This window comes from Corynebacterium phoceense (assembly GCF_900092335.1).
Classification (GTDB): Bacteria; Actinomycetota; Actinomycetes; order Mycobacteriales; family Mycobacteriaceae; genus Corynebacterium; species Corynebacterium phoceense.
On record NZ_LT596208.1, the window covers coordinates 718809 to 740367 of the forward strand.

The following is a 21559-nucleotide window of genomic DNA, read 5'->3' on the forward strand; positions in this document are numbered from 1 at the left end:
GGAACCGCGGGCGTGGGGCTAATACATAAGCGGCGTACTGATGCGAAGCCCCACCGTGTCGCCAACGTCGGGCCGCGTGGTGGTTGAGGCGCGGAAGGTCGTGTCGGCTCCGACCTGGGCAGTGACCGAGAAACGGTTGTATTCGAAGAGCGCCGAGGTCACGATGGCATCGACAGCACCGGGAGTGCCGGGAGCGGTGAGCTCGACGTGGGAAGGCAGGACACCGACGCACGAGATGTCTGCGGAATCGGGCGCGGGCCACGAAAGACCAAACGAAGGACAGATCACCTCGTGTGCGTCGCGGTGGGCGTCGAGAATTGTGGCATCCGCGATGAACGCGGCCACTTGGGGACTCGCGGGGCGGGCGAGAAGTTTCTGCGGTGTGGCAACTTGCTGGATGCGGCCCTTGTCGAGAACCACAATCCGGTCCGCGATGGCCAAGGCCTCGGCGCGATCGTGGGTGACGTGGACCGTGGTGAGACCTTCGCGACGGGTGAGCGAGACGAGTTCGCGGCGCAGAGAATCACGCAGCGGCTCGTCGAGGGCGGAGAGAGCCTCGTCCAAGAGCAGCACGGTGGGATCGGCGACGATGGCGCGGGCGAGTGCGACGCGCTGGCGTTGTCCGCCGGAAAGGCTGACTGGCTTGCGGCGGCCGAAGTCGCCGAGACCGACCAGTTCGAGTGCACGGTGGACGCGGGCGCTGCGGTCTGCATGGCCGACCTTGGCCATTTTCAGCGGGTAGGCCACGTTGTCAGCGACGGACATATGTGGCCATACGGCGTGTTGCTGGAAAACCATCCCCATACAACGACGCTCCGGCGGTGTGTTTGAGATGTCCTTTCCATCGATGGAAATGGTGCCGGAGGTCGGCTCGAGGAAGCCCGCGATGGAACGCAATAGCGTGGTCTTTCCAGAGCCCGACGGGCCGACGAGTGCGATGAACTCATTGGAGTCAACGTCGAGCGAGACGTCGTCGAGGCCTTTGGCGCCATCGCCGAAGTCGACGGTGAGATGGGAAAGCGTGATGGATGACATGAATGTCCTAGTTCTTCAGACGAGGCGGACGGATGGTGAGCGCGAGGCCGACCACGCCGATGAGTGCGAAGAGCAACGAGAGCGCAGACGCTTGGTTGTAATTGCCGGCCTGTTGGAGGTTGAATACCTGCACGCCCAGAGTGGTGGTACCAGGTGAGATGAGCAGAATGGACACTGTGAGCTCGCGTACCGCAGTGATGGCGACGAGGACGGCGCCGGAGATCGCGGCAGGAATCGCCATGGCGCCTGTGGTGGATAAAAGAGCCCTAACTGGTCCAGCACCGGAGATGCGAGCGGCCTCCTCGACGGCAACAGGCGTGTTCTGTAACGGCGCGCGCACCGCTTGTAGCACCAGAGCCGTGAACGCACAGACATAGGCAAGCAGGATGATCCATACGGTGTTGTAGAGCTCGGTGTAGTGCCCGACGATGAGCCAGGCGACGCCGATGATGAGGCCAGGCAGCGCCGTGGGAAGCAGCACGAGCAGCGTCATCGCGGTATTGCCGAACAACCGAGTGCGCGTGACAAGTAGACCAATGAGCCAGCCCAGCACGCCGCAGATGAGCGCGGCGCCGAGTGCGAGCAGAGCGGAGTTGGTGAATCCATCGATGACGCGGGGATTGGACAGCGCCTTGGAGAAGTTGCTGAGCGAGATGGTGTCGAGCGTAAACGGCACGCCTGGGGCCGGGAGCAGAGCCCGGTAGGCGAGTCCGAGGATGGGCCCGAGCGTAACTGCGAGTCCAACCACCCAGCCGACGAGAGTGACGGGCCAACGCGCCGCGCCCAGCCGGAAGCGGTGTGACGTGCCCGTGTCCTGCAGCTTGGACGCCGCCCACATAGCAACGAGGTAATCAGCGATGACCGCCCCCAGACCGAGGAAGAGCAAAACCACGCCGACGGTACAGACCACCTGGAGTGGATTGTCCACGGTTCCGGAGTCCATGAAGCGATAGATCATCGTGGCCAGGGTCTCGAAGCGGGCAGGCGAACCGAGGATGGAGGGGATGCCGAAGTCAGCGAGGTTGGCAACGGCAGTGAGCGTGAATGCTGAGAGCAACGCGGGACGTAGCAGTGGCGATGTGATGGTGCGTAGCACGGTCCACGTCGAAGCGCCTGCGACGCGCGCGGCCTGCTCAAGATCGGCGGGAATGGAACGCAGACCCGCGGAGACAATGACATAGACCGTGGGATAGGAATGAACCATGAGCAGGAAGGTCACGCCGTCCGCGCCATAGATATTCCACACATCATGGTCGAAGATCTTGTTGAAGCCCTGTGCCGGCCCGAAGAGCTGCATCCACGCAATCGCGCCAATAAACGGCGGAACAAGCAATGGGGAAAGCAAGAACAGGCGGAGAACACTGGAACCCGCCGCATCAGTACGGTCAAGAAGAATAGCGATGATGGTGCCTATAACCACGGCCCCGACAGCGGAAAGCACTGTTGAAGACAGTGAGTTCCAGGCGGCTTGACCAAGCCCTTGATCAAACAGCAGCGGGATCTGGTTGCCGCCCATCGCAAGGGATACGACAAACGCGAGAGGTGTGGCGAAAAGCCCGAGGACTATCAGCCACACCCCGCCCCGCAACAGCGATACGGAAGAGCGCACGTTACTTCACAGCATTCTGGAAGAGCTCAACCGCGGCATCCTTATCGCCGGTGATGGTCTTCAGATCCTGATCCATGAGTTTGATGTCCTTGAGCTCCGGGGTACCCTCCGGGGTGCCAACGTCTTGGCGCACCGGCAGGTAGGACTGCTCGACGGCGAGCTTCTGGCCCTCTTCGCTCAGCAGGAAGTTGATGTAGGTCTGGGCGGCTTCCTTGGCTTCAGAGTCTGCGAAAACGCCAGCGGGCTCCGTGATATAGGGAACGCCTTCGGTGGGGTAGACGGTTTCCACCGGAGAGCCGTCGGCAGCGAGGTTACGGATGAGGTAATCCACGACCACACCAGCCGGGCGCGAGCCGGAAGCGATTTCCTGGGAAGCCGGGCCGTTGGACTCGGCAATCATCGGAGCGTTCGCGCCCAGCTTGGTGATCCATTCCTCGCCCAGTGCCGGGTCGTTCTTCCATACCGAAGTATTGAAGGCTGCCGCGCCGGAGACGGCTGGGTTCGGCATGACGAGCTTGTCCTTGTACTTCGGATCTGTGAGATCTGCCCAGGACTTGGGTGCGTCTGCTTCGTCGATGACATCAGTGTTGTACGCGATAACCGTGGGGATAATGCGTGTGCCCACGTAGAGGTTCTTCGAATCCTTGGCTTGGTCAATAACTGGCTCAGCATCGACGTCGGTGAGTTCCGCGAGATCGCCGGCTTCGGCATACTTTTCGAACGTGGCGGCATCGGCAGCCCAGAAGACATCCGCGCCGATGTCGCCGGATTCCTTCTCCGTGGCGATGCGCGCGTTAAGGTCGCCCGTACCCGCGCGGTAGACTTCCACCTCGATGTCGGGATTGGCTTCCATGAACGCCGCGTTGATTTCGTCGACCTTTTCTTCCGGCTCTGATGTGTAGACAGTGATGGTTGTCTTCTCACCACTTGCTGCAGAGTTATCCGATACCCCTTTTTCGGACGCAGGTTCTGCGCAGGAAGCTAACAAGGTGACGGCTGAGAAGGCCGCACAGGCAGTCAGGAAGCGAGGCATAGACATGAAAATCCTCCAGGGAGAGTGATAGTCGAGATTAATGACTCAAAGATCAAACCCCGTGAAGGTGAACAGTGGCTCGCGACCGTATGAATTATGGATGAATTCGTGTTACCTAGCTAGCGAATGTCGGACAGGGAGTACGCAGCGCCAGCGGCAGCACCGGTGACGGCGAGGACAGCTGGCCACGCACCGATCTTCTTAGCCAGCGGGTGTGAGGCGCCGAAGGCACCAAGATAGATGGCGGACAGCGCCGTGGTGGTGATTGGATCGGTCTTGGCGAGCCAGCTGCGGCCGGCCCAGAGACCAGCGGCGCCGAGGACAACGCCGCCGAGCGGGCGGATGCCGGTTTCGCGTGCGGTGAGCCAACCGCCGATGAGGCCGAAGGCGACGGTGGTGGCGGTGGAGACGGTCTGCGGTTTCTTAATGTCGATGGATCCCATGGCACACAGTGTAGGCGCGGCCGCGACCACTTGGGGCGGCTTCGCTAGACTCGCGGGCTATGACCGTGCCCACATTTGCCTCTCACTCTGAAGTCCCACCGGAACGCGACGCGTGGCGTGCGATGTTCGCGCTTTCGCTGGGATTCTTCGTCTCGCTGCTCGACCAGTCGATGATTGCGGTCGCCCTGCCGGGCATCCAGCACGGACTTGAGGCAACGGTGGGTCAGGTGATGTGGGTGAGTTCCATCTATCTACTCGCCGTCGTGACCCCGCTGCTCTTTACCGGGCGCTTGGGCGATATCTATGGACAAAAGAAGATGTTCCAGTTCGGTATTGCCCTGTTTGGCGTCGGTGCGCTGGCCTGCGCGTTGGCGCCTAATATCGGGTTTCTCATCGCGGCGCGAGGGCTGCAGGGACTCGGTGCTTCATTGCAGATGCCGCAGACGATGGCCGTTATCAACCGCATCTTTGCGCGCGAGCGCCGCGGGCATGCGCTTGGCGCGTGGGGGATCATCGGCTCCGTCGCGTCGCTCGCGGGCCCGCTGCTTGGTGGTTTCGTTGTGGGCGCTTTTGGCTGGCAGGCGGTGTTCTGGGTGCACGTCCCGTTTGTCATTGCGGCCATCGTGCTTTCGCAGCGCTGGGTCCCAGTGCTGGCGACCACGGCGCGCCGGATGGACTACGCGTCCGTCGCGGTCTCGTTCGTGGCGCTTGCGGCACTTGTCTACGGCATCCAGGAAGGCCCGGGGACCGGCTGGGCTGGCTGGGTCTGGGGCCTGATGGCCGTGGGCATCGGCGGGCTTGTGGCATTCGTGTGGCTGCAGTCGACGGCAGGGAAGCGCGGTACCGAGGCGCTCGTGCCTCTGCCGTTGTTTAACGACCGTAACTACTCGGCCGGGTCTTTGGCGATTGTGGCCATGGGATTCATGGTGGCGTCGATGATGCTGCCGGTGATGATGTGGCTTCAGGAGGTCAAGGGCCTGGGCGCTGGCACGGCGGGCATGATTGTCGCGCCGATGGCGATTATCTCGCTGGCAGTGTCGCCGATGGCGGGCGCACTGGCTGACAAGGTGGATCCGCGGCGTCTCGCCACGACCGGTTTCGTAGTGCTGATCGGAACGCTCATTGGGATTTGTGTGTTGATGCGCTCTGACGCTGGGGCATGGTGGCTGTGCGTGCCCATGGCGCTGTTGGGCGTCGGGCAGTCCTTTATCTGGGGCTCGAATGCCGCGACGACGATGCGCGATACTCCGGCGCCGCTCATGGGCGCGGCCTCGGGTGTCTACAACACCTCGCGGCAGGTGGGCTCCGTGATTGGCGTGTCAGCGGTGTCCGCGGTCGTGCAGTCGGTGGAGGGCTCTGGCGGCATGGCGAACTCGCTGTTCGTCATTGTCGCGGCGCTGGTTGTGGGACTTATCGCATCCTTGTTCTTCAGAGACACGTTGGCAGCTGCTGCACGATAGGCGCCAGCGCGGTAAGTTGGAATCTATGCGCCTTGCAGTACTTACCTCCGGTGGCGATTGCCCCGGTCTCAATGCCGTTATTCGCGCCGTCGTGCGCACCGCCTCCAACGAGTTCGGCGACACCGTCGTCGGCTACGAGGACGGTTGGGTTGGTCTCATGGAAGACCACCGCCGTGACCTCTATGATGATGCGGAAATCGACCGTATCCTCCTGCGCGGCGGTACCATCCTCGGTACCGGCCGCCTGCACCCGGATAAGTTTAAGGCGGGCATCGACCAGATAAAGGCCAACATGGCTGACGCTGAGGTAGACGCGCTCATTGCCATCGGCGGTGAAGGCACGCTCAAGGGCGCGAAGTTCCTTTCTGACAATGGCATCCCGGTCATCGGTGTTCCGAAGACCATTGACAACGACGTCAACGCCACCGACTACACCTTCGGTTTCGATACCGCGGTTTCCGTTGCGACGGACGCCATCGACCGTCTGCACACCACGGCAGAGTCCCACAATCGTATCCTCATCGTCGAGGTTATGGGCCGCCACGTGGGCTGGATTGCGCTGCATGCCGGCATGGCCGGTGGCGCGCACTACACCGTGATTCCTGAGGAGCCGTTCGATATCGCGGATATTACGAAGGCGATGGAACGCCGCTTCCAGATGGGTGAGAAGTACGGCATCATCTGTGTGGCCGAGGGCGCTCTGCCCAAGGAAGGCACGATGGAGTTCCAGGAAGGCGGCGTTGACCAGTTCGGCCACCAGACCTTCAACGGCATTGGCCAGGTCATTGCCAGCGAGATTCACAAGCGTACGGGTTATGACGTGCGTACCACGGTGCTTGGCCACATCCAGCGCGGTGGTACCCCGACTGCGTACGACCGCGTTTTGGCGACGCGCTATGGCGTTCACGCTGCGCGCGCCGCACACCGCGGCGAGTCTGGTATGTGTGTTGCGCTCCACGGTGAGAACATCGACCTCGTTCCGCTCGAAGACGCAGTGGGCAAGCTGAAGATCGTGCCGAATGGCCGCTATGCCACGGCGCGTGCGCTTTTCGGATAAACATTTCACAGCTTCGTCGAAGGCCGCTTGAGGATTTTCTCAGGCGGCCTTGTGCATGTCTGCTTGGTCATGTTCCAAAATGTGAGATTGATTTCTCAACCTATGGGCGCTAGTGTTCATTCCATGAGCACGCAGAGTGATTCCCGACAGGTCGCCGCGGCCACTCCGGCGACGCAGACGACGGCAGCGCAGGACCGTGCCGCGCTTATTGCCGCGCTCGGTTTCCCGGTGCTCGTGATTATTGGCGGCATCGTGGGCTACCTCGCGCCCGATACTGCGCATTCGTTCGCGTCGTGGGTCACGTCATTGCTGGGCGTCATCATGTTTGGCATGGGTCTTACGCTGCGTCCCGTCGACTTCGTAGTGGTGGCCAAGCGTCCGCTGCCGGTGCTCATCGGCGTCGTCGCACAGTTCGTCATCATGCCGCTGGTCGCTGTGGTCGTCGTCAAAGTTCTGAACCTGCCGGCGGGTATCGCGGCGGGCGTCATCCTCGTGGGCTGTGCGCCTGGCGGTACGAGCTCCAACGTCGTGTCCTACCTAGCCCGTGGCGATGTTGCGCTGTCGGTGACGATGACATCCATCTCGACGCTGCTCGCGCCGGTGTTGACGCCGCTGCTCACGCTGTGGCTGGCGGGGGAGTACATGCCGGTGAGCGCGGGCTCGATGGCCATGTCCATCGTCAAAGTCGTGCTGGTGCCGGTCGTCGGCGGTCTGCTCGTGCGCATGCTCGTCCCGAAGATCGTGGAGAAGATCCAGGCAGCGTTGCCGTGGATCTCCGTGGCGGCGATCGCAGCTATCGTGTGCATCGTGGTGGGCGGCGCGCACGACAATATCGCGACTGCGGGTGCGCTGGTTCTCGCGGCCGTCATCCTGCATAACGGCTTTGGTTACTTGCTGGGCTACCTCACAGGTAAGTTCACCGGCCAGCCGGTGACGGTGCGCCGCACGATGGCGGTTGAGGTGGGCATGCAGAACTCCGGTCTGGCGACCTCGCTGGCGAGCGCCTACATGAATCCGCTGGCGGCGCTGCCGGGTGCGGTGTTCTCCGTGTGGCACAACCTGTCCGGCGCACTGTTGGCAGCAGGCTGTCGTTGGTCGGACGCGCGCAAGGCCTAGGCCCTAGGTCAGGTGGACCTCGACGGTAGGGATGTCAGAAGAGACGAAGTTCGTGGCCTCGGTGATGCTGATGGGCGGCTGGCCCTCGCCGAAGGAGAGTGTGTCGCCGGGCTTGAGTAGCGGGCCGCGGGCGGCGTAGTCGATGAGGTTGGCCATGCGGTAGTAGAGGTCCGTCGGGTCGCCGGTAAAGCCTTGAATCTGGATTTCCGGGTGGCCGAGGGCCGGCATGCCCACGGTGCCCGCGTTGATGGTGCGGCCCTCGCCGGGCGTGATCCATGCCGTGGCGAGATAGTGTGGGGCTTCGTCGCGCGCGACGGCCTCGGCATAGATATCGGGCTGGGCGATGACGCGGCCCAGATCGTTGCGTACGCCCACGACGCCGGGCAGCGTGCAGAGCGCCGCGGTGGCCTCGGCGAGGATGCGCAGCTGGGCGAAGACACCCTCGCGCGACTCGTTGTCTGTGCCAGGAAGCGCGGGCTCGACCTGGGCGATGCTTACGATGGAGCGTACCTTCGTCGGATCAAAGCTTCCCGTGAGAATGGGGTGCGCGATGGGAGCCGACTCGCCCACCATCGTGCCGGCAGTTTGCGCGAAGGCGATGGTGGCCACGTTGTTGATGGCCACGGAGAAGGCCCCGTCATCCTTGGGCGCCGGGGTGAAGGAACCGAGGCGCGGACCAAAGTAGTTGGAGAGCGCGGTGCGGATCTTCATCATGACGTCGGCCTCGCTGTCGAGGAGGACGAGCGTAAAGCGTTGACGGGCGAGGTGGGCGCGGTTGACGGCAAAGGGAGTAGGCACGGCGGATTCCTTCGAAGCTAGACGGCGGGCAGAGTAAGAGCAGGGACGTCCTTGCCCACGACCCACGTGGACTCGACGAGCGTGCGGGGCTGTTCGCCCTCGGCCAGAAGCACTGTGGCGCCGGCGGTTGGGGGATTGGGGGACAGGGCGGCATCGGCAAGCTGGGTGAGGCCTTGGAAGAGCTCCATGGGGCCGGTGCTGCCGGGCGCGACCTGGAGCTCCGGCAGGCCGTAGCGGTGCAGGCCCATGGTGTAAGCGCCGTAGCGACCGTCTTCCTCGTAGAGCCAGACCGGGGCGAGTGCGTAGGACAGCGGGCCCTCGTCAACGGCTGCTCGGAAGACGTCGGCGTCGACTGTGGCGGCCGCGCCCGTGTTGTGAATGGCGAGGGCGTCGGGAACGAGCGCGGCGGTGAGGCGCGCGTGGATATGGGCGAACTCGACGGGGCTGACCGCGAGGTTCTCTGTGGCGTAGGTGATGACGACGACCATGCCGGTGGCGTCTTTAAGGTGCGGGGCGCTGGCGCGTGCCAGCAACGGGTGGCCGGTCTGCGCGTCGGGGAGGACGGACTCCGTGCGCCGGATAAGGACGAGGTAGTCGTTCTCCACGAGGGAGAAGAGGCCGGTGCCTTCCTCGACCTCCGCGGGAAGCTCGAGAAGCTGGGCGTCGAGAGCGTTCAGCCTTTCACTGATCTGGTCGAGGGTGGGCAGAGTGGGGTAGAGACCCAAAGCGAGGCGCGGTTCCATGGCGCCCAGATTATGCGAAGAGCGCCTGTAATGCAGCCGTCGCGTGGTCAAAGGTAATTCTTTCCTGCTCAATGCGGAGACACCCGGTGGAGGAATGCTCGGTGAGCCAGTCGAGGCAGTGGTGCTCGGCGGGCGTGAGGTGGGTGAGGGCGGAGGTGGAGGGGCGGGGCTCCTCGACGGCGAGCGCTAGATGTCCTAGGCAGAGGAGTCGAATTTGAGACGAGTCAGGGTGTGCACATTCGCCGTCGCGGCAATGTTTCCTGTGCTTAGCGTCATGAAGATGAGACTATCGGAGGGGGCCGACATGAGGCAGCGGAATAAGCAGAGAAGTGGACCTGTGTTCGAAGTTCGATCCGCATGGCGCCTCGCGTCGGGCGACGTATTAAGATAGCCCCCATGACTGCTGCGATGTATGACCTGATGGACTACGACGAGGTCCTCGAAAAGTTTGAACCGGTGATGGGCATGGAGGTCCACGTCGAGCTCAACACGAATACGAAGATGTTCTCTACCTCCGCCACGAACTTCAACGCGGCCCCGAACTCCAACGTGGACCCGGTCTGTCTGGGTCTGCCGGGCGCGTTGCCGGTTGTCAACCACGATGGCGTCGAGGGAGCCATGAAGATTGGCCTGGCGCTCAACTGCAAGATTGCAGAGTCCTCCCGCTTCGCGCGCAAGAACTACTTTTACCCGGACCAGCCGAAAAACTACCAGATCTCCCAGTACGATGAGCCGATTGCGTACGACGGCTACCTCGACGTCGTTCTTGAGGACGGCACCGAGTGGCGCGTGGAAATCGAGCGCGCCCACATGGAGGAAGACACCTCCAAGCTCACCCACATCGGTGGCGCGGACGGCCGCATCTCCGGCGCAACCTCCTCGCTCGTGGACTGCAACCGTGCAGGCATCCCGCTTATTGAGATCGTGACCAAGCCGATCATCGGCGCGGGCGAACGTGCCCCCGAGGTCGCCAAGGCCTACGTCGGCGCCCTGCGCGAGCTCGTCGCGGCCCTCGGCGTCTCCGATGCCCGCATGGACCAGGGTTCCATGCGTGTCGACTCCAACCTCTCCCTGCGCCCTATCGGCCAGGAGGAGTTCGGTACTCGTACCGAGACCAAGAACATCAACTCGCTGCGCTCCGTCGAGCAGGCCGTGCGCTTCGAGATGCAGCGTCAGGCGCAGGTCCTCGAAGACGGCGGCACCATCGACCAGGAGACCCGCCACTACCAGGAGGTCGACGGCACGACCTCCAAGGGCCGTCCGAAGGAGACGGCGGAGGATTACCGCTACTTCAATGACCCGGATCTCCCGCCGGTGAAGGTCTCCCGCGAGTGGGTCGAGGAAGTCCGCAAGACCCTTCCGGAGATGCCGTGGATCCGCCGCGCCCGCATCCAGGAAGAGTGGGGCCTCAAGGACGAGGAGATGCGCGACCTCGTTAACGCCGGTGCACTTGACCTCATCATCGCCACCACCGAGTCTGGCGCGAAGCCGGACGAGGCCCGTTCCTGGTGGGTCTCTTACCTCTCCGGTAAGGCTAATGAGGCCGGCACGGAGCTCGCCGCCCTGGACATCACCCCGGCCCAGGTTGCCCGCGTCATCGCTCTTGTGAACGAGGGCAAGCTCACCAATAAGCTGGCCCGTCAGGCCGTCGACGGCGTCCTGGCCGGCGAGGGCGACGTCGACGAGGTTGTCGCAGTTCGCGGCCTTGAGGTCGTCCGCGACGACGGTGCCATCGAGGCCGCTGTCGACGAGGCACTTGCCGCCAACCCGGACATCGTCGAGAAGTACAAGGCTGGCAACAAGAAGGTCACCGGCGCCATCGTCGGTGCCGTCATGAAGGCCACGCGCGGCAAGGCTGACCCGGCTCAGGTCAACCAGCTCATCGCGAAGAAGCTGGCTTAAAGCGTAGAGCTTTCCCGTGCCACCGCTGCGGCGGTGGCATTTTTATTGGGAACACTTTCCATTATGCGAGGTCACAGGCTATTTCTGTACCCTCGATTGCATGACAATTTCTACCAAGGTCCTCCAAAAGACCTCTCCTGATGCCCCCTTTAAGGTCGCGACCATCGAGCGTCGCGACCCGCGCGCTGACGATGTCGTCATCGACATCAAGGCTGCGGGCATCTGCCACTCCGATATCCACACCATTCGCAACGAGTGGGGCGAGGCGCACTTCCCGCTTACCGTCGGCCACGAGATCGCCGGCGTCGTCGCGGCCGTCGGCGAGAACGTGACGAAGTTCAAGGTCGGCGACCGCGTCGGCGTGGGCTGCCTCGTCAACTCTTGCGGTGAGTGCGAGCAGTGTCGTAACGGACAGGAGCAGAACTGTCTCAACGGCAACGTGGGCACGTATAACTCGGAGGACGTCGACGGCACGATTACTCAGGGCGGCTACGCCCAGAAGGTCGTCGTCAATGAGAACTTCGTGTGCACCATCCCGGACTCCATCGACTTCGATCACGCCGCACCGCTGCTCTGCGCCGGTATTACGACCTACTCGCCGCTGGCCCGTTGGGACGTCAAGCCTGATCAGAAAGTCGCCATCGTGGGCCTGGGTGGCCTTGGCCACATGGGCGTGCAGATCGCCGCGGCCAAGGGCGCGGACGTCACCGTCATCTCGCGCTCGACTCGCAAGGAAAAGGAAGCCCTGGAGCTCGGTGCCAACCGCCTTCTGGCTTCGGGCGACGATCCGGACTTCTTCAAGAACCACCGTGGCGAGTTCGATCTCATCCTGTCGACCATCTCCGCGCCGTACTCGCTCGACCAGTACCTGGGCCTGCTCAAGCCGCGCGGCATCATGTCCGTCGTGGGCTTGCCGCCGGAGGAGATGGGCATCCGCATGAACCGCCTCATCGGCGGCGGCAAGGTGCTCACCGGTAATAACATCGGCGGCATCGCCGAGACCCAGGAAATGCTCGACTTCTGCGGCGAGCACGGCATCGGCGCCGTCATCGAGAAGATCGGCGTGGACGACGTCGACGCCGCCTACGACCGCGTGGTGAAAGGTGACGTGAAGTTCCGCTTCGTCATCGACACCTCCACCTTCGACGCCTAAGAATTCCACGCTCATGCCCGGCTCCGGCCGGGCGTGTTGCGTTTTCACAGCTGCCCGGACGTACCGTGGAGTTGTCGCACCATGTGCTGAAGGATTTCAACAAAGCAGGGGAGTCCGTCCTCGCTGAGATGGCTCTCGCGAAGGAAAAGTCCGATGCCCCGCTCGATAAGGCCCTCGCGGCTTTCGATACCGACTTCGCGAGGAGCGTAAAGGCCGAACGCGCCGCTCGCGTCGAGGGCTTCCGCCAAAGCGTCCGCGACGCTTTCGGTCGCCTCTCAGCCTGCGTCGGCTTAGCTTTGGGTTTATGGCGCCTTGGACGTCGTGAGAAGGCCCGAAGCGCCATAAACCCAAAGCCAAGGAGGCAATGCGCGCCCGGCTGAAAGCTGGCTGTGGGTTCTTATTGTTTCGGCCCGTGCAGCGTGGCCTGAATTGATAGAACCCACAGCCGCGAGTCGCCTCATCCAAGCCAGAGAATCGTGGTCTACCCCACGCTAGTGCATAGATGCAGGAAATCTCACCATTCCACAACCGGCGCGGGGGAGTAGCCGGGGGGGTATTGTGGATGGCGATTGCCTTCCGCCGAGGGGTGCGGTGTGAGTGCATGGAGAACTGCTGTCAACTAAAGGAAAACGTGTCTTTTAACAAGACAATCGGTATCGCATTATCATTCGTCGGCTTGCTCGTCGGCGCTGGATTCGCCACGGGACAGGAGGTGGTCCAGTACTTCACGTCCTTTGGTGTGAGCGGCGTATGGGGCATCATCGTCGCAGGCCTCATCATGGCCTTGGCCGGCACGGTGTTCCTCCAGCTGGGTTCGTACTTCCATGCCTCGGCGCACTCGGACGTATTCCGCCACGTCACGCACCCGATTATCTCGCGGTTCCTTGACGTCTGCGTCATCTTCACGCTGTTCGCCGTCGGCTTGGTCATGCTCGCCGGCGCGGGCTCGAACCTGTCCCAGCAATTCGGCATTGACGCGTGGATAGGCTCGGCTATCATGGTCGTCCTCGTCCTTGTCGCGGGCATGCTCGACGTTGACAAGGTCTCGCAGGTTATCGGTGCGCTTACCCCGCTCATCATCATCGCGGTCCTCGGCGTAGGAATTCACGCCCTGCTGAATATGCCGGCCGATCCGGTCGAGTCGATGAATATCGCAGCCCAGACGGAAAGCCCCATTAACAACTGGCTGGTCTCCGCGCTCAATTACTGCGGTCTTGCGCTCATCCTCGCCGTGTCCATGTCTCTCGTCATTGGCGGCGACAACATCAGCCCGCGCGAGGCAGGCTGGGGCGGCCTTATCGGTGGCATCTCCTATGCCATCCTCATGGGCATCGCCGGATTCGTGCTGCTCATGCGTCCGGACGCCGCGGGCTCGGATATCCCGATGCTCACCCTCGTCAACGAGATCAACCCCACGCTGGGTCTGCTGATGGCCATCACCATTTACCTTATGATCTTCAACACGGCCATCGGCATGTTCTACGCGCTGGGCAAGCGCCTGACCTCCACGCGCCCGCACCTCTACCGTCCGGTCTTTATCGTAGGCACGCTGGTTGGCTTCGCCTTCTCCTTCGTCGGCTTCAAGGAGCTCATGGGTTCCGTCTACCCGGTCCTTGGCTACTTGGGCATCGTCATGGTCGCCGTCCTTGTCGCCGCGTGGCTCCGTGGTCTGTCCAAGATTCAGGACGAGTCCATTCGCCGCGACCGCATCCGTGCGTTGCTCGCGCTCAAGCTGCACCCGGATAAGGAATACGACGAGAAGTTCGACGAAGAAATCGGCCAGCATGTGGTCGACTCCAACATGGAGGACGAGGCCCTTTACGAAGAACTCGTCACCGAGGTGACGGAGAAGCTCGATGCCGATGAGGACGTTGATTTCTCCCTCGACGATTTCGACGAGGATGCCCACGATGTCACGGATTACACCGAACTCGACGGCGTTGAGGAAGGACGTTCCGACGAAGAAATCGCGGAGTTCCTCGAGGACACCGTCAAGAACATCGACGAAGAGCCGACTGCTTCCAAGTAGTCGTTAGAGGCCGACCGTAGGGTTCCCAAGCATGGGCCCTGCGGTCGTTTCGCATATAAGGGCACAATGGGCAGCATGGATGACTACACGCTCGCCGCCGACCGCTATGACGACATGACCTACCGCCGGGTTGGCACCTCCGGCCTCAAACTCCCGGCCCTGTCTTTAGGCCTGTGGCGAAACTTCGGCCACGACACCACCCTCGACGCCCAAGCCGCCATCCTTCGCGCGGCCTTCGACCAAGGCATTACGCACTTCGACCTTGCGAATAACTACGGTCCCGGTCCCGGCGCCGCCGAAGAGAACTTCGGACGCCACTTCGCCAGGGACTTCCAGCGCCACCGTGACGAGATGATTATCTCTACCAAGGCGGGCTTTGAGATGAACCCCTCGCCCTACGGCACAGGCGGTTCGCGCAAGTACCTCGTGAGCTCCCTCGACGCCTCGCTGCGCCGCCTGGGCCTCGACTACGTGGACATCTTCTACCACCACTGCCCGGACCCCGAGACCCCACTCGAGGAGTCTCTCGGCGCCCTGCGCGACATCGTGGCGGCGGGCAAGGCCCTCTACGTTGGAATCTCCAAGTACGACGCGGAGCTCACGGCCGAGGCCGCGGACTTCATGGAGGAGGAAGGCTGCCCGCTCCTTATCCACCAGCCGCGCTACAACATGCTCGACCGCTGGGTGGAGGAGGATGGCCTCCTCGAGGTCGCCGCCGACGCAGGCTTGGGCGTCATCTGCTATTCGCCACTGGCGCAGGGGCTTCTCACGGATCGCTACCTCGACGGCATCCCCGCGGACTCCCGTATCGCCCGCGCTCCCGGCAACGGTGCGCTTGAGGCAGACTGGCTTTCCGATGCCGCCTTAACCTCCCTGCGTGCACTCAACGACATTGCAGGTGAACGCGACCAAACGTTGGCACAAATGGCACTGGCCTGGATTCTGCGCGACCGCGGCGAACAGACCGTCACCTCGGTCGTCAACGGCGCCTCGAGTGTCGCCCAACTCGAGTCGAACCTGCACGCACTCGATAACCTCGACTTCAGCGACGCTGAGCTGGAGGCCATCGATTCAGCTCTCGTAACGAACGACGAGAAGTAAACAGTCACCCTCTCATGCACAAGCTCGATCGTGCATGACGGGGCTGTTTTCTTTGTATCTGTGCTTAGTGCAGCAGCAGCTTAAGGGTGAGCCCCGTCATGACGCAGCCAATCGCGAAGTTGATGCCGCGCCACACGTTGGGGCGGGCGAGGACGTGGTCGAAGCGCTGGGATCCGAAGCCGACCAGGGGGAACCAGCAGAAGGACGCGCAGATGGAGCCGGCGGCGAAGACCCAGCGGCCTTGTTCGCCGTATTGGTTGGCGATACCGCCGAGCATGACGAGCGTGTCCACATAGGCTGCGGGGTTGAGCCACGTGAGCGCCATGGCGCCGAGGACCGGCTTGACCCAGGTCGCAGCCGGAGCGGTGCGCACCAGGGTCTGGACGGCGGAGGAAGAATTGGGGGAGGTGGAGGGGGCATCGGAAGGCTCGGTGTGCTCAATGACGAGGGTGTCGCCCTGAGGCTTGAAGGCGTCGCGAAAGCAGAGGTACGTGAAATAGGCGAGGTAGATAACGCCAGCGTACTTGAGGACTGTGAGGACCATGGGATGGCGGTCCACGAGGTAACCCACGCCGACGGTGCCGGCGAGGATGAGGATGACGTCGGAGAGTGCGCAGGCCAGCACAATCGCGCCGATATGGTTGCGTTTAATGCCCATCTTGATGATGTAGGCATTCTGGGGACCGATGGCGATGATAAGCGACAGACCGAGGGCGAAACCGGCGACGAGGATTGACATGCTTTGAAAAGTAGTACGGGGGTTATATGAAGTCCATTTACATCTCCTTCATTCGATTAAGATGAGCTTCATGAACCAGGTACAGGTGGATACGCTGCTTGCCATCGTGGAAGAAGGCAGCTTTGAAGTGGCGGCGGCGGTGCTGGGGATTTCACCCTCGGCGGTAAGCCAGCGCATCAAGGCGTTGGAGTCCGATACAGGACGCGTGCTGCTGCGACGCACGACGCCGGTCGAACCCACAGAGGCGGGCGAAATCCTCGTGCAGACCGCGCGACGGATCGCGTTGGTCCAGGCGGAGGCGCAGGCGCAGCTTGATGCGCGAGTGCGTTCTATTCCGTTATCGGTGGGAGTCAACGCAGACAGCCTGCATTCGTGGTTTCAACCGGTCATCGGGAAGGTGGCAGGGCTGGGCGGTGCGACGTTGCGGCTGCGCGTGGAAGACGAGACGGAAACGCTGGGCATGCTGCGCCGCGGCGACGTGCTGGGCGCCGTGACGAGTGAACATACTCCGGTCGCAGGCTGCGAGGCGTCGCGGCTGGGGACCATGCGCTACTACGCGATGGCCTCGCCGGGATTGCATAAGCGCGCGTGGGAGGAAATGCCGATGGTGCTATACAGCAAGCAGGACCCCGTGCTGAAATCGACGCTCCGCGGGTTGGGTCTGGAGCTGCGGGAGATGCGCGGACGGCGTAACTTCGTGCCTGCCATCGATGCCTACAACGAAGCCGTGCGGGTTGGCTTGGGCTGGGGCATGATCCCAGAAATCCAGGCCGAGGCGCTTCTAGAAAGCGGCGAGCTCGTCGTCCTCGACAACGTGCATCTCGACCTGGAATTGTGGTGGCAGCGCTGGCGCTTGGACTCGGAGATGCTCGATAAGCTCACCGAGTTTGTGCACGAGGCTGCGGCAGAACTGCGTTAGGCGTTACTTGCCTGCGACGGCGGGACCGAAGAGATCAATCTGGAACTGCTCCGGGTTCTTGATGTGCTCGCCGGCGGGAAGCGCGCCGGGCAACGTGGTGCCCTCAGCGAACGGGGCACCGCCGAGGCGGTCGCGGTCGTGCGGCTGCGCCAGCCACGACATGTCCGGACCAACGGGCACGATCTTGGTGGGGTTAATCTCCGTGTGCACCATGTAGTAATGCTGCTTGATCTCGGTGAAGTCGGTGGTGTCGCCGAAGCCCGGGATCTGGAACAGCTCCTGCAGGTAGCCGCGGATATTCGGCATTTCTGCCGTCTTCTCGCGTGAGCATTTGAAATGGCCGTAGTAGACCGGATCGAAGCGGATGAGGGTGGCAAAGAGACGGATATCCGTCTCCGTGATGTGGTCGCCCACCATGTAGCGCTGCGTGCCCAGGCGCTCCTCAACGAAGTCGAGCGCCTCCCAGAGTTGGTTGTAGGCTTTCTCATAGGCCTCTTGGGAACCCGCGAAACCAGCGCGGTATACGCCGTTATTGATGTTGTGGAAGATGTACTCGTTGAGCTTTTCCATCTCCTCGGCGTGCTGAGTGGGGTAGAGATCTGGCGCGCCCGCGCGCTGGAAGTCGGTCCACTCCGTGATGAAGTCACGGACGATCGTGTTGTACGAGTTCGTCACCACGCGCTTCGTGGATTCCTCCACGATGGCCGGCACTGTGATGCCGCGCGGGTAGTTGGGGAAGCGGTTGAAGTAGGCCTCCTGAAGGCGCTTCGTACCGAGTACCGGATCGACCTCGCCGGGATCCAGATCGAAGGTCCAGGAGCGCACGTCGTGTGTCGGGCTGGCTAGACCGAGCGAGAGCGTGTCCTCGAGCCCCATGAGTCGACGGGTGATGACGGCGCGGTGTGCCCACGGGCAGGCGCGTGCCGCGACGAGGCGGTAGTGGCCGGCTTCCATGGGCCAGAAGAACGTGCCGTCGTCCTGTGCGGTCGGCTCGGAGACGCTGGGGGAGATGCGGTCTTCGATGTAGGTGGTGTCGCGGACGAATTCGCCGTCCGGAGAGGCATTGCGCGCGTCGCCGGCCCAATCCGTTGCGGTGTCCTGAGTGGCCATTGCGGGTCCCTGCCTTAAAGTTGCGCCTAAAGTTGTGCATGTGTCAACAAAATATTTAACCTTAGAATAGTCCGAGCTTTCCCGTCGTGCAAAACAACGCCTCGGTAACAATCGGCGCGCCCCACGGCAAACTCCCAGGAACTGCTCTACATTCGGAAAGTATGACCGACAAAAACAGGCCCGATAACGCACGCGACTTCGACGACGTCGACGTCCCGACCTATAGCCCGAGCACCGGCTCCTCGCCTGCGAGCAAGTCTTTCGGCGACCGCGCCCAGCCCCAGCAGGTGGGAGGCTCGCCGGAGACCATTAGCTTTGACTCGGCCGCAAAGAAGCAGCCCCCGGCGGAGACCACGCAGTTCGCGCAGACTTCCGAGGATTACTCCAAGCCCGCTGAGGTGCGCAACGAGACGGTTGACATGGCCGCCCCTACCCAGCACTTCGACCCGAATACGAACGCCGCGCCCGTCGCCGTCGCTGAGGCGGAGGAGGGTCTGACCCCGGAGGAGCAAAAGGCTGCCGATGCCCGTGCCAAGCGTGAGCAGCGGAAGGCTGACCCCCGCCGCGGCACCCTCGACTTCGGCCTCCTCTTCGTCCGTATCGCGCTGGCCCTGTACCTCATCGTCGCCGGTGTTGGCACCTTCTTCGGCCTCGGTGAAGCCCAGGGGCTTTCCGAGCTGGAGACCTCGTTCGCTGGCTACGCCCTGCCGCAGGTCCTCGCCATCGCGGTGCCGACGCTCCAGCTCATCGCCGGCGTCTTCCTGCTGCTCGGCCTGGTCACCCCGCTGGCATCCATGCTGGGCCTGGTTGTCACCGGCTTTGCTGCCATTCATGAGCTTACGCAGTCGAGCGCTGGCCTCAACCTGTTCAACTGGCCGGACGCCATGTGGCTGTCCATCGTCCTCTTGCTGGTAGCCTTCGCCCTGCAGTTCACCGGCCCGGGCGTTATCTCCTTCGACTTTGGTCGCTCCTGGGCTCGCCGCCCGCTGGCCTCGTCCTGGATCTTCGTCGTCATTGGTATCGCTATCCTCGTCGTCGCCTGGTGGTTCGGCGCTGGGGTTAATCCGCTGAGCTAAAAGCTTGGCCGTGTCCCCTTCAAGGCCCGTCGCAGTTCGCTGCGGCGGGCTTTTGCTTTGTCTTGCTTAGCCACAACGTCCGAATAGGCGGCGAAAAATCGAAAATTCTCGACCTTATTCGGGGGTTTTGGCTAATCACCCTCTTGCTTTCCAGAGTGGAAAATGAAACAATTTCCACAGAGGAAAACAAGGAGGAATGATGAACGATGAAGTTCGTGAGGCCCTGGAATACCAGGCCGGAGTTCAGGAAAAGGCACATCGGACGACCGCCGCGCCGGTGTGGATGGCGGTGCTCTTTGGCCTTGTCTACGGCGTTTCCATTTTCGTTCTTGCACTGAACCGAGGAGGGTGGCAGAGCTTTCTCACGATGGGAGGGTTGTTCGTAGTTCTCTGCGTCCTGGCGTGGCAGATTGCCCGTCTGTCCAAGGTGCGCCCGGCTATGCGCCAGGATCCGTTTACGCAGCCGAAGGTGAGCAAGAGTTTCTACGCGGCCCTCAGCTTCATGTTGTGGCCGTTGTTCGTCGACCTCATCAATAACTTCTTTGATCCCATGCCGGTGTGGCCGTGCGTTCTCTTCGGGGCGTGCGCTACGGCGCATAGTGCCTGGATGCTCCGCAGCGGCGCGTTGATGAACCCCGGAGTGCAGTGATGGCGGCGCTTGATCCGGTCATTCACCCGCTCAATCGCTTCAAAATCTGCGCGGCGCTCAACGCGTTTGGGGCGGTTGAGGGGCAGGTCCGCAAGGAGATGAAGTTCGCGGCGCTGCGTGATGAGGTAGGGATCTCGGATGCGACGCTGTCCAAGCAGCTGGGCACGCTCGAGGACCATGGTTATGTCTCACGCTTTCGTGAGTATGGCTCCTCGCGCGGTAAGGACACCGTGTGGGTCATGCTCACCACGGCCGGAAAGTCGGCGTTCGAGGGTCACTTGGCGGCGCTGCGCGAGATGGTCGGGGACTGAGTGCGGGCGAAGCACAGAGCGAAGAGCGTGAAAGCGATAACGGCCAGCCACACGAAGTCATCGACGAGGAACTTCTGGAAGAAGGGCATGTCGTAGACGTCGATTTGGTCGCCGAACCACCACTTGGGCGGGACGGTGAGCAGCATGGCGGCCCAGGCGACGAGGACGGCCATGAGCCCGCCGGTAAGCCACGTACGGGTTTCGCAGACGCGGTAGAAGAGTACCGGGATGATGAGCGCGAGCCATACCCAGTGGTGGGACCAGGAGACGGGGGAGATGAGCAGCATGACGACGGCGGCGGTCATCCAGGCTTCGGTGTCCCAGCCGCGGTGGACGAGGCGGCGGATGAGCAGCGCACCGAGGACGACGGTGAGCAGCGCCGCGGCGAGCCACAGGAGGTTGATAAGCGTGCCGTGGGCCTCGGCGGCCTCTTTGGAGGTAAACAGACGCTGGATGACGGCCTTGAGCGAGGAGTTGGACTGGTAGTCCGTGCCCACGCCGAAGTCGCCGCCGGAGCCCATCTGCAGCAATTTGGTGGAGAAGAACTCGACGAAGACTTGCCAGCGCACCGCGGCGGCGATAAGCGTCGCGATGACGGCCGAGGCGGCTGCGGTGAGGATGGGCTTCCATTCCTTGCAGACCAGGAAGTAGAGCAGGATGGCCAGCGGCGTGATCTTGATAGCGGCGGCGACGCCGATGAGCCAGCCTTGGGGGAGGAAGCGCTTGCGGGGAACAAGATCGGCGACGACGAGCGCCATGACCACGATGTTGATTTGGGCGAAGCCATCGTTGAGGCGGACGGGCTCAAAGTTAAGGCCTAGGGCCCAGACGGGCAGGATGGCCCACCAGATGTCGCTGCGCTTCGTCACGGCGCGGAAGATACCGAAGAGGCAGGCGAGGATCGCGAGGTCCGAAATGACGATCATGATGTCGCCGGCCATCGAATCCGTGATGCCGGAGAAGATGGTGAGTGGCACCATGAACAGCGCGCCGAAGGGCGGGTAAATAAATGGCAGCTTGAGGTCGCCAGCCATCATGGGTTCCGCGTAGACGGACCGGCCGTCGAGGAAGGCCTTCACACCTTCGCGGTAGATGATCATGTCCACTGGGAAGTCCGTCACGAGGACGTGCTGAATGATGGTGGCGAGGCCACCCAGCGCGCCGAGGACGGCGAGGGTGAGGCGGAAGGCGGGATTCTCAAGCAGTTTCATCGCTAGATAACTCTAGGCCATCCGCGCGTGAAAACGGCGAAGCCCTCCTGTCGGGGCAACAGGAG

The 21559-nt window shown here is 62.5% G+C and carries 21 protein-coding genes; 11 read left to right on the forward strand and 10 right to left on the reverse strand.

What is annotated here, in order from left to right; all coding sequences use genetic code 11:
• Nucleotides 1-18: 18 nt before the first annotated feature.
• From BN9444_RS07550 to BN9444_RS07565, 4 genes are all read right to left on the reverse strand, one after another.
• Nucleotides 19-1035, reverse strand: a complete 1017-nt coding sequence (locus tag BN9444_RS07550) for an ABC transporter ATP-binding protein (RefSeq protein WP_066493349.1) — start codon at nucleotides 1033-1035, stop codon at nucleotides 19-21.
• 7 nt (nucleotides 1036-1042) lie between these two features.
• Nucleotides 1043-2644 carry an ABC transporter permease gene (locus tag BN9444_RS07555; RefSeq protein WP_068801693.1) on the reverse strand — a complete coding sequence of 534 codons (1602 nt, stop codon included), beginning with the start codon at nucleotides 2642-2644 and terminating at the stop codon, nucleotides 1043-1045.
• Between the two features lies 1 nt (nucleotide 2645).
• Nucleotides 2646-3683 (reverse strand): ABC transporter substrate-binding protein, encoded by a 1038-nt coding sequence (locus tag BN9444_RS07560; RefSeq protein WP_066493351.1) that lies wholly within the window; start codon nucleotides 3681-3683, stop codon nucleotides 2646-2648.
• Between the two features lie 113 nt (nucleotides 3684-3796).
• The gene (locus BN9444_RS07565) at nucleotides 3797-4120 is read right to left on the reverse strand and encodes a hypothetical protein (protein ID WP_066493352.1); all 324 of its coding nucleotides are present in this window, start codon (nucleotides 4118-4120) and stop codon (nucleotides 3797-3799) included.
• A gap of 59 nt (nucleotides 4121-4179) precedes the next feature.
• Between BN9444_RS07565 and BN9444_RS07570 the strand changes: the two genes are divergently transcribed.
• The 3 genes from BN9444_RS07570 to BN9444_RS07580 all read left to right on the forward strand — a co-directional run bounded on the left by BN9444_RS07570 (nucleotide 4180) and on the right by BN9444_RS07580 (nucleotide 7753).
• Nucleotides 4180-5580, forward strand: a complete 1401-nt coding sequence (locus tag BN9444_RS07570; protein WP_068801694.1) for an MFS transporter — start codon at nucleotides 4180-4182, stop codon at nucleotides 5578-5580.
• A 25-nt stretch (nucleotides 5581-5605) separates the two neighbouring features.
• Nucleotides 5606-6637 carry a 6-phosphofructokinase gene (locus BN9444_RS07575; protein ID WP_066493356.1) on the forward strand — a complete coding sequence of 344 codons (1032 nt, stop codon included), beginning with the start codon at nucleotides 5606-5608 and terminating at the stop codon, nucleotides 6635-6637.
• 123 nt (nucleotides 6638-6760) lie between these two features.
• The gene (locus BN9444_RS07580) at nucleotides 6761-7753 is read left to right on the forward strand and encodes a bile acid:sodium symporter family protein (RefSeq protein ID WP_068801695.1); all 993 of its coding nucleotides are present in this window, start codon (nucleotides 6761-6763) and stop codon (nucleotides 7751-7753) included.
• 3 nt (nucleotides 7754-7756) lie between these two features.
• Here BN9444_RS07580 and BN9444_RS07585 read toward each other — a convergent pair whose 3' ends face one another.
• The 3 genes from BN9444_RS07585 to BN9444_RS15555 are packed head-to-tail and all read right to left on the reverse strand — an operon-like array spanning nucleotide 7757 to nucleotide 9508.
• Nucleotides 7757-8551, reverse strand: coding sequence for a DUF4261 domain-containing protein (locus BN9444_RS07585; RefSeq protein ID WP_066493358.1), 795 nt, complete (start codon nucleotides 8549-8551; stop codon nucleotides 7757-7759).
• 17 nt (nucleotides 8552-8568) lie between these two features.
• Nucleotides 8569-9294 carry a hypothetical protein gene (locus tag BN9444_RS07590; RefSeq protein ID WP_068801696.1) on the reverse strand — a complete coding sequence of 242 codons (726 nt, stop codon included), beginning with the start codon at nucleotides 9292-9294 and terminating at the stop codon, nucleotides 8569-8571.
• Between the two features lie 10 nt (nucleotides 9295-9304).
• On the reverse strand, nucleotides 9305-9508 hold the full coding sequence (locus BN9444_RS15555) for a Wadjet anti-phage system protein JetD domain-containing protein (protein WP_082723344.1): 204 nt from the start codon (nucleotides 9506-9508) through the stop codon (nucleotides 9305-9307).
• Between the two features lie 182 nt (nucleotides 9509-9690).
• Here BN9444_RS15555 and gatB point away from each other — a divergent pair, with 182 nt between their 5' ends.
• The 4 genes from gatB (at nucleotide 9691) to BN9444_RS07615 (ending at nucleotide 15479) form a co-directional block, all read left to right on the forward strand.
• Nucleotides 9691-11196, forward strand: coding sequence for an Asp-tRNA(Asn)/Glu-tRNA(Gln) amidotransferase subunit GatB (gene gatB / locus BN9444_RS07595; protein WP_068801697.1), 1506 nt, complete (start codon nucleotides 9691-9693; stop codon nucleotides 11194-11196).
• 100 nt (nucleotides 11197-11296) lie between these two features.
• Complete coding sequence (locus BN9444_RS07600; RefSeq protein ID WP_068801698.1) at nucleotides 11297-12349, forward strand: NAD(P)-dependent alcohol dehydrogenase; 1053 nt, start codon at nucleotides 11297-11299, stop codon at nucleotides 12347-12349.
• A gap of 631 nt (nucleotides 12350-12980) precedes the next feature.
• A complete protein-coding gene (locus BN9444_RS07610; RefSeq protein WP_066493374.1) occupies nucleotides 12981-14378 on the forward strand; it encodes a YkvI family membrane protein in 1398 nt (465 codons plus the stop codon).
• Nucleotides 14379-14453: 75 nt separating this feature from the next.
• A complete protein-coding gene (locus BN9444_RS07615) occupies nucleotides 14454-15479 on the forward strand; it encodes an aldo/keto reductase (protein WP_068802171.1) in 1026 nt (341 codons plus the stop codon).
• A gap of 64 nt (nucleotides 15480-15543) precedes the next feature.
• Here the strand turns inward: BN9444_RS07615 and BN9444_RS07620 are convergent, their stop codons facing one another.
• Nucleotides 15544-16218 (reverse strand): LysE/ArgO family amino acid transporter, encoded by a 675-nt coding sequence (locus BN9444_RS07620; RefSeq protein WP_068801700.1) that lies wholly within the window; start codon nucleotides 16216-16218, stop codon nucleotides 15544-15546.
• A gap of 70 nt (nucleotides 16219-16288) precedes the next feature.
• Between BN9444_RS07620 and BN9444_RS07625 the strand changes: the two genes are divergently transcribed.
• Entirely contained in the window at nucleotides 16289-17137 is an 849-nt protein-coding gene (locus BN9444_RS07625; protein ID WP_066493433.1) for an ArgP/LysG family DNA-binding transcriptional regulator, read from the forward strand.
• Between the two features lie 3 nt (nucleotides 17138-17140).
• Here BN9444_RS07625 and BN9444_RS07630 read toward each other — a convergent pair whose 3' ends face one another.
• A complete protein-coding gene (locus BN9444_RS07630) occupies nucleotides 17141-18247 on the reverse strand; it encodes a glutathione S-transferase family protein (protein ID WP_066493378.1) in 1107 nt (368 codons plus the stop codon).
• Nucleotides 18248-18408: 161 nt separating this feature from the next.
• Here BN9444_RS07630 and BN9444_RS07635 point away from each other — a divergent pair, with 161 nt between their 5' ends.
• From BN9444_RS07635 to BN9444_RS07645, 3 genes are all read left to right on the forward strand, one after another.
• A complete protein-coding gene (locus BN9444_RS07635; protein ID WP_068801701.1) occupies nucleotides 18409-19323 on the forward strand; it encodes a DoxX family protein in 915 nt (304 codons plus the stop codon).
• Nucleotides 19324-19522: 199 nt separating this feature from the next.
• Entirely contained in the window at nucleotides 19523-19972 is a 450-nt protein-coding gene (locus BN9444_RS07640) for a hypothetical protein (RefSeq protein WP_141759184.1), read from the forward strand.
• Nucleotides 19972-20283, forward strand: coding sequence for a transcriptional regulator (locus BN9444_RS07645; RefSeq protein WP_066509565.1), 312 nt, complete (start codon nucleotides 19972-19974; stop codon nucleotides 20281-20283). Before BN9444_RS07640 ends, BN9444_RS07645 begins: the two co-directional genes overlap by 1 nt.
• On the opposite strand, the gene BN9444_RS07650 is transcribed toward BN9444_RS07645, so the two are convergent.
• Complete coding sequence (locus BN9444_RS07650; protein WP_068801702.1) at nucleotides 20247-21494, reverse strand: glycosyltransferase family 87 protein; 1248 nt, start codon at nucleotides 21492-21494, stop codon at nucleotides 20247-20249. The two genes, BN9444_RS07645 and BN9444_RS07650, sit on opposite strands and share 37 nt — an antisense overlap.
• Between the last annotated feature and the right edge of the window lie 65 nt (nucleotides 21495-21559).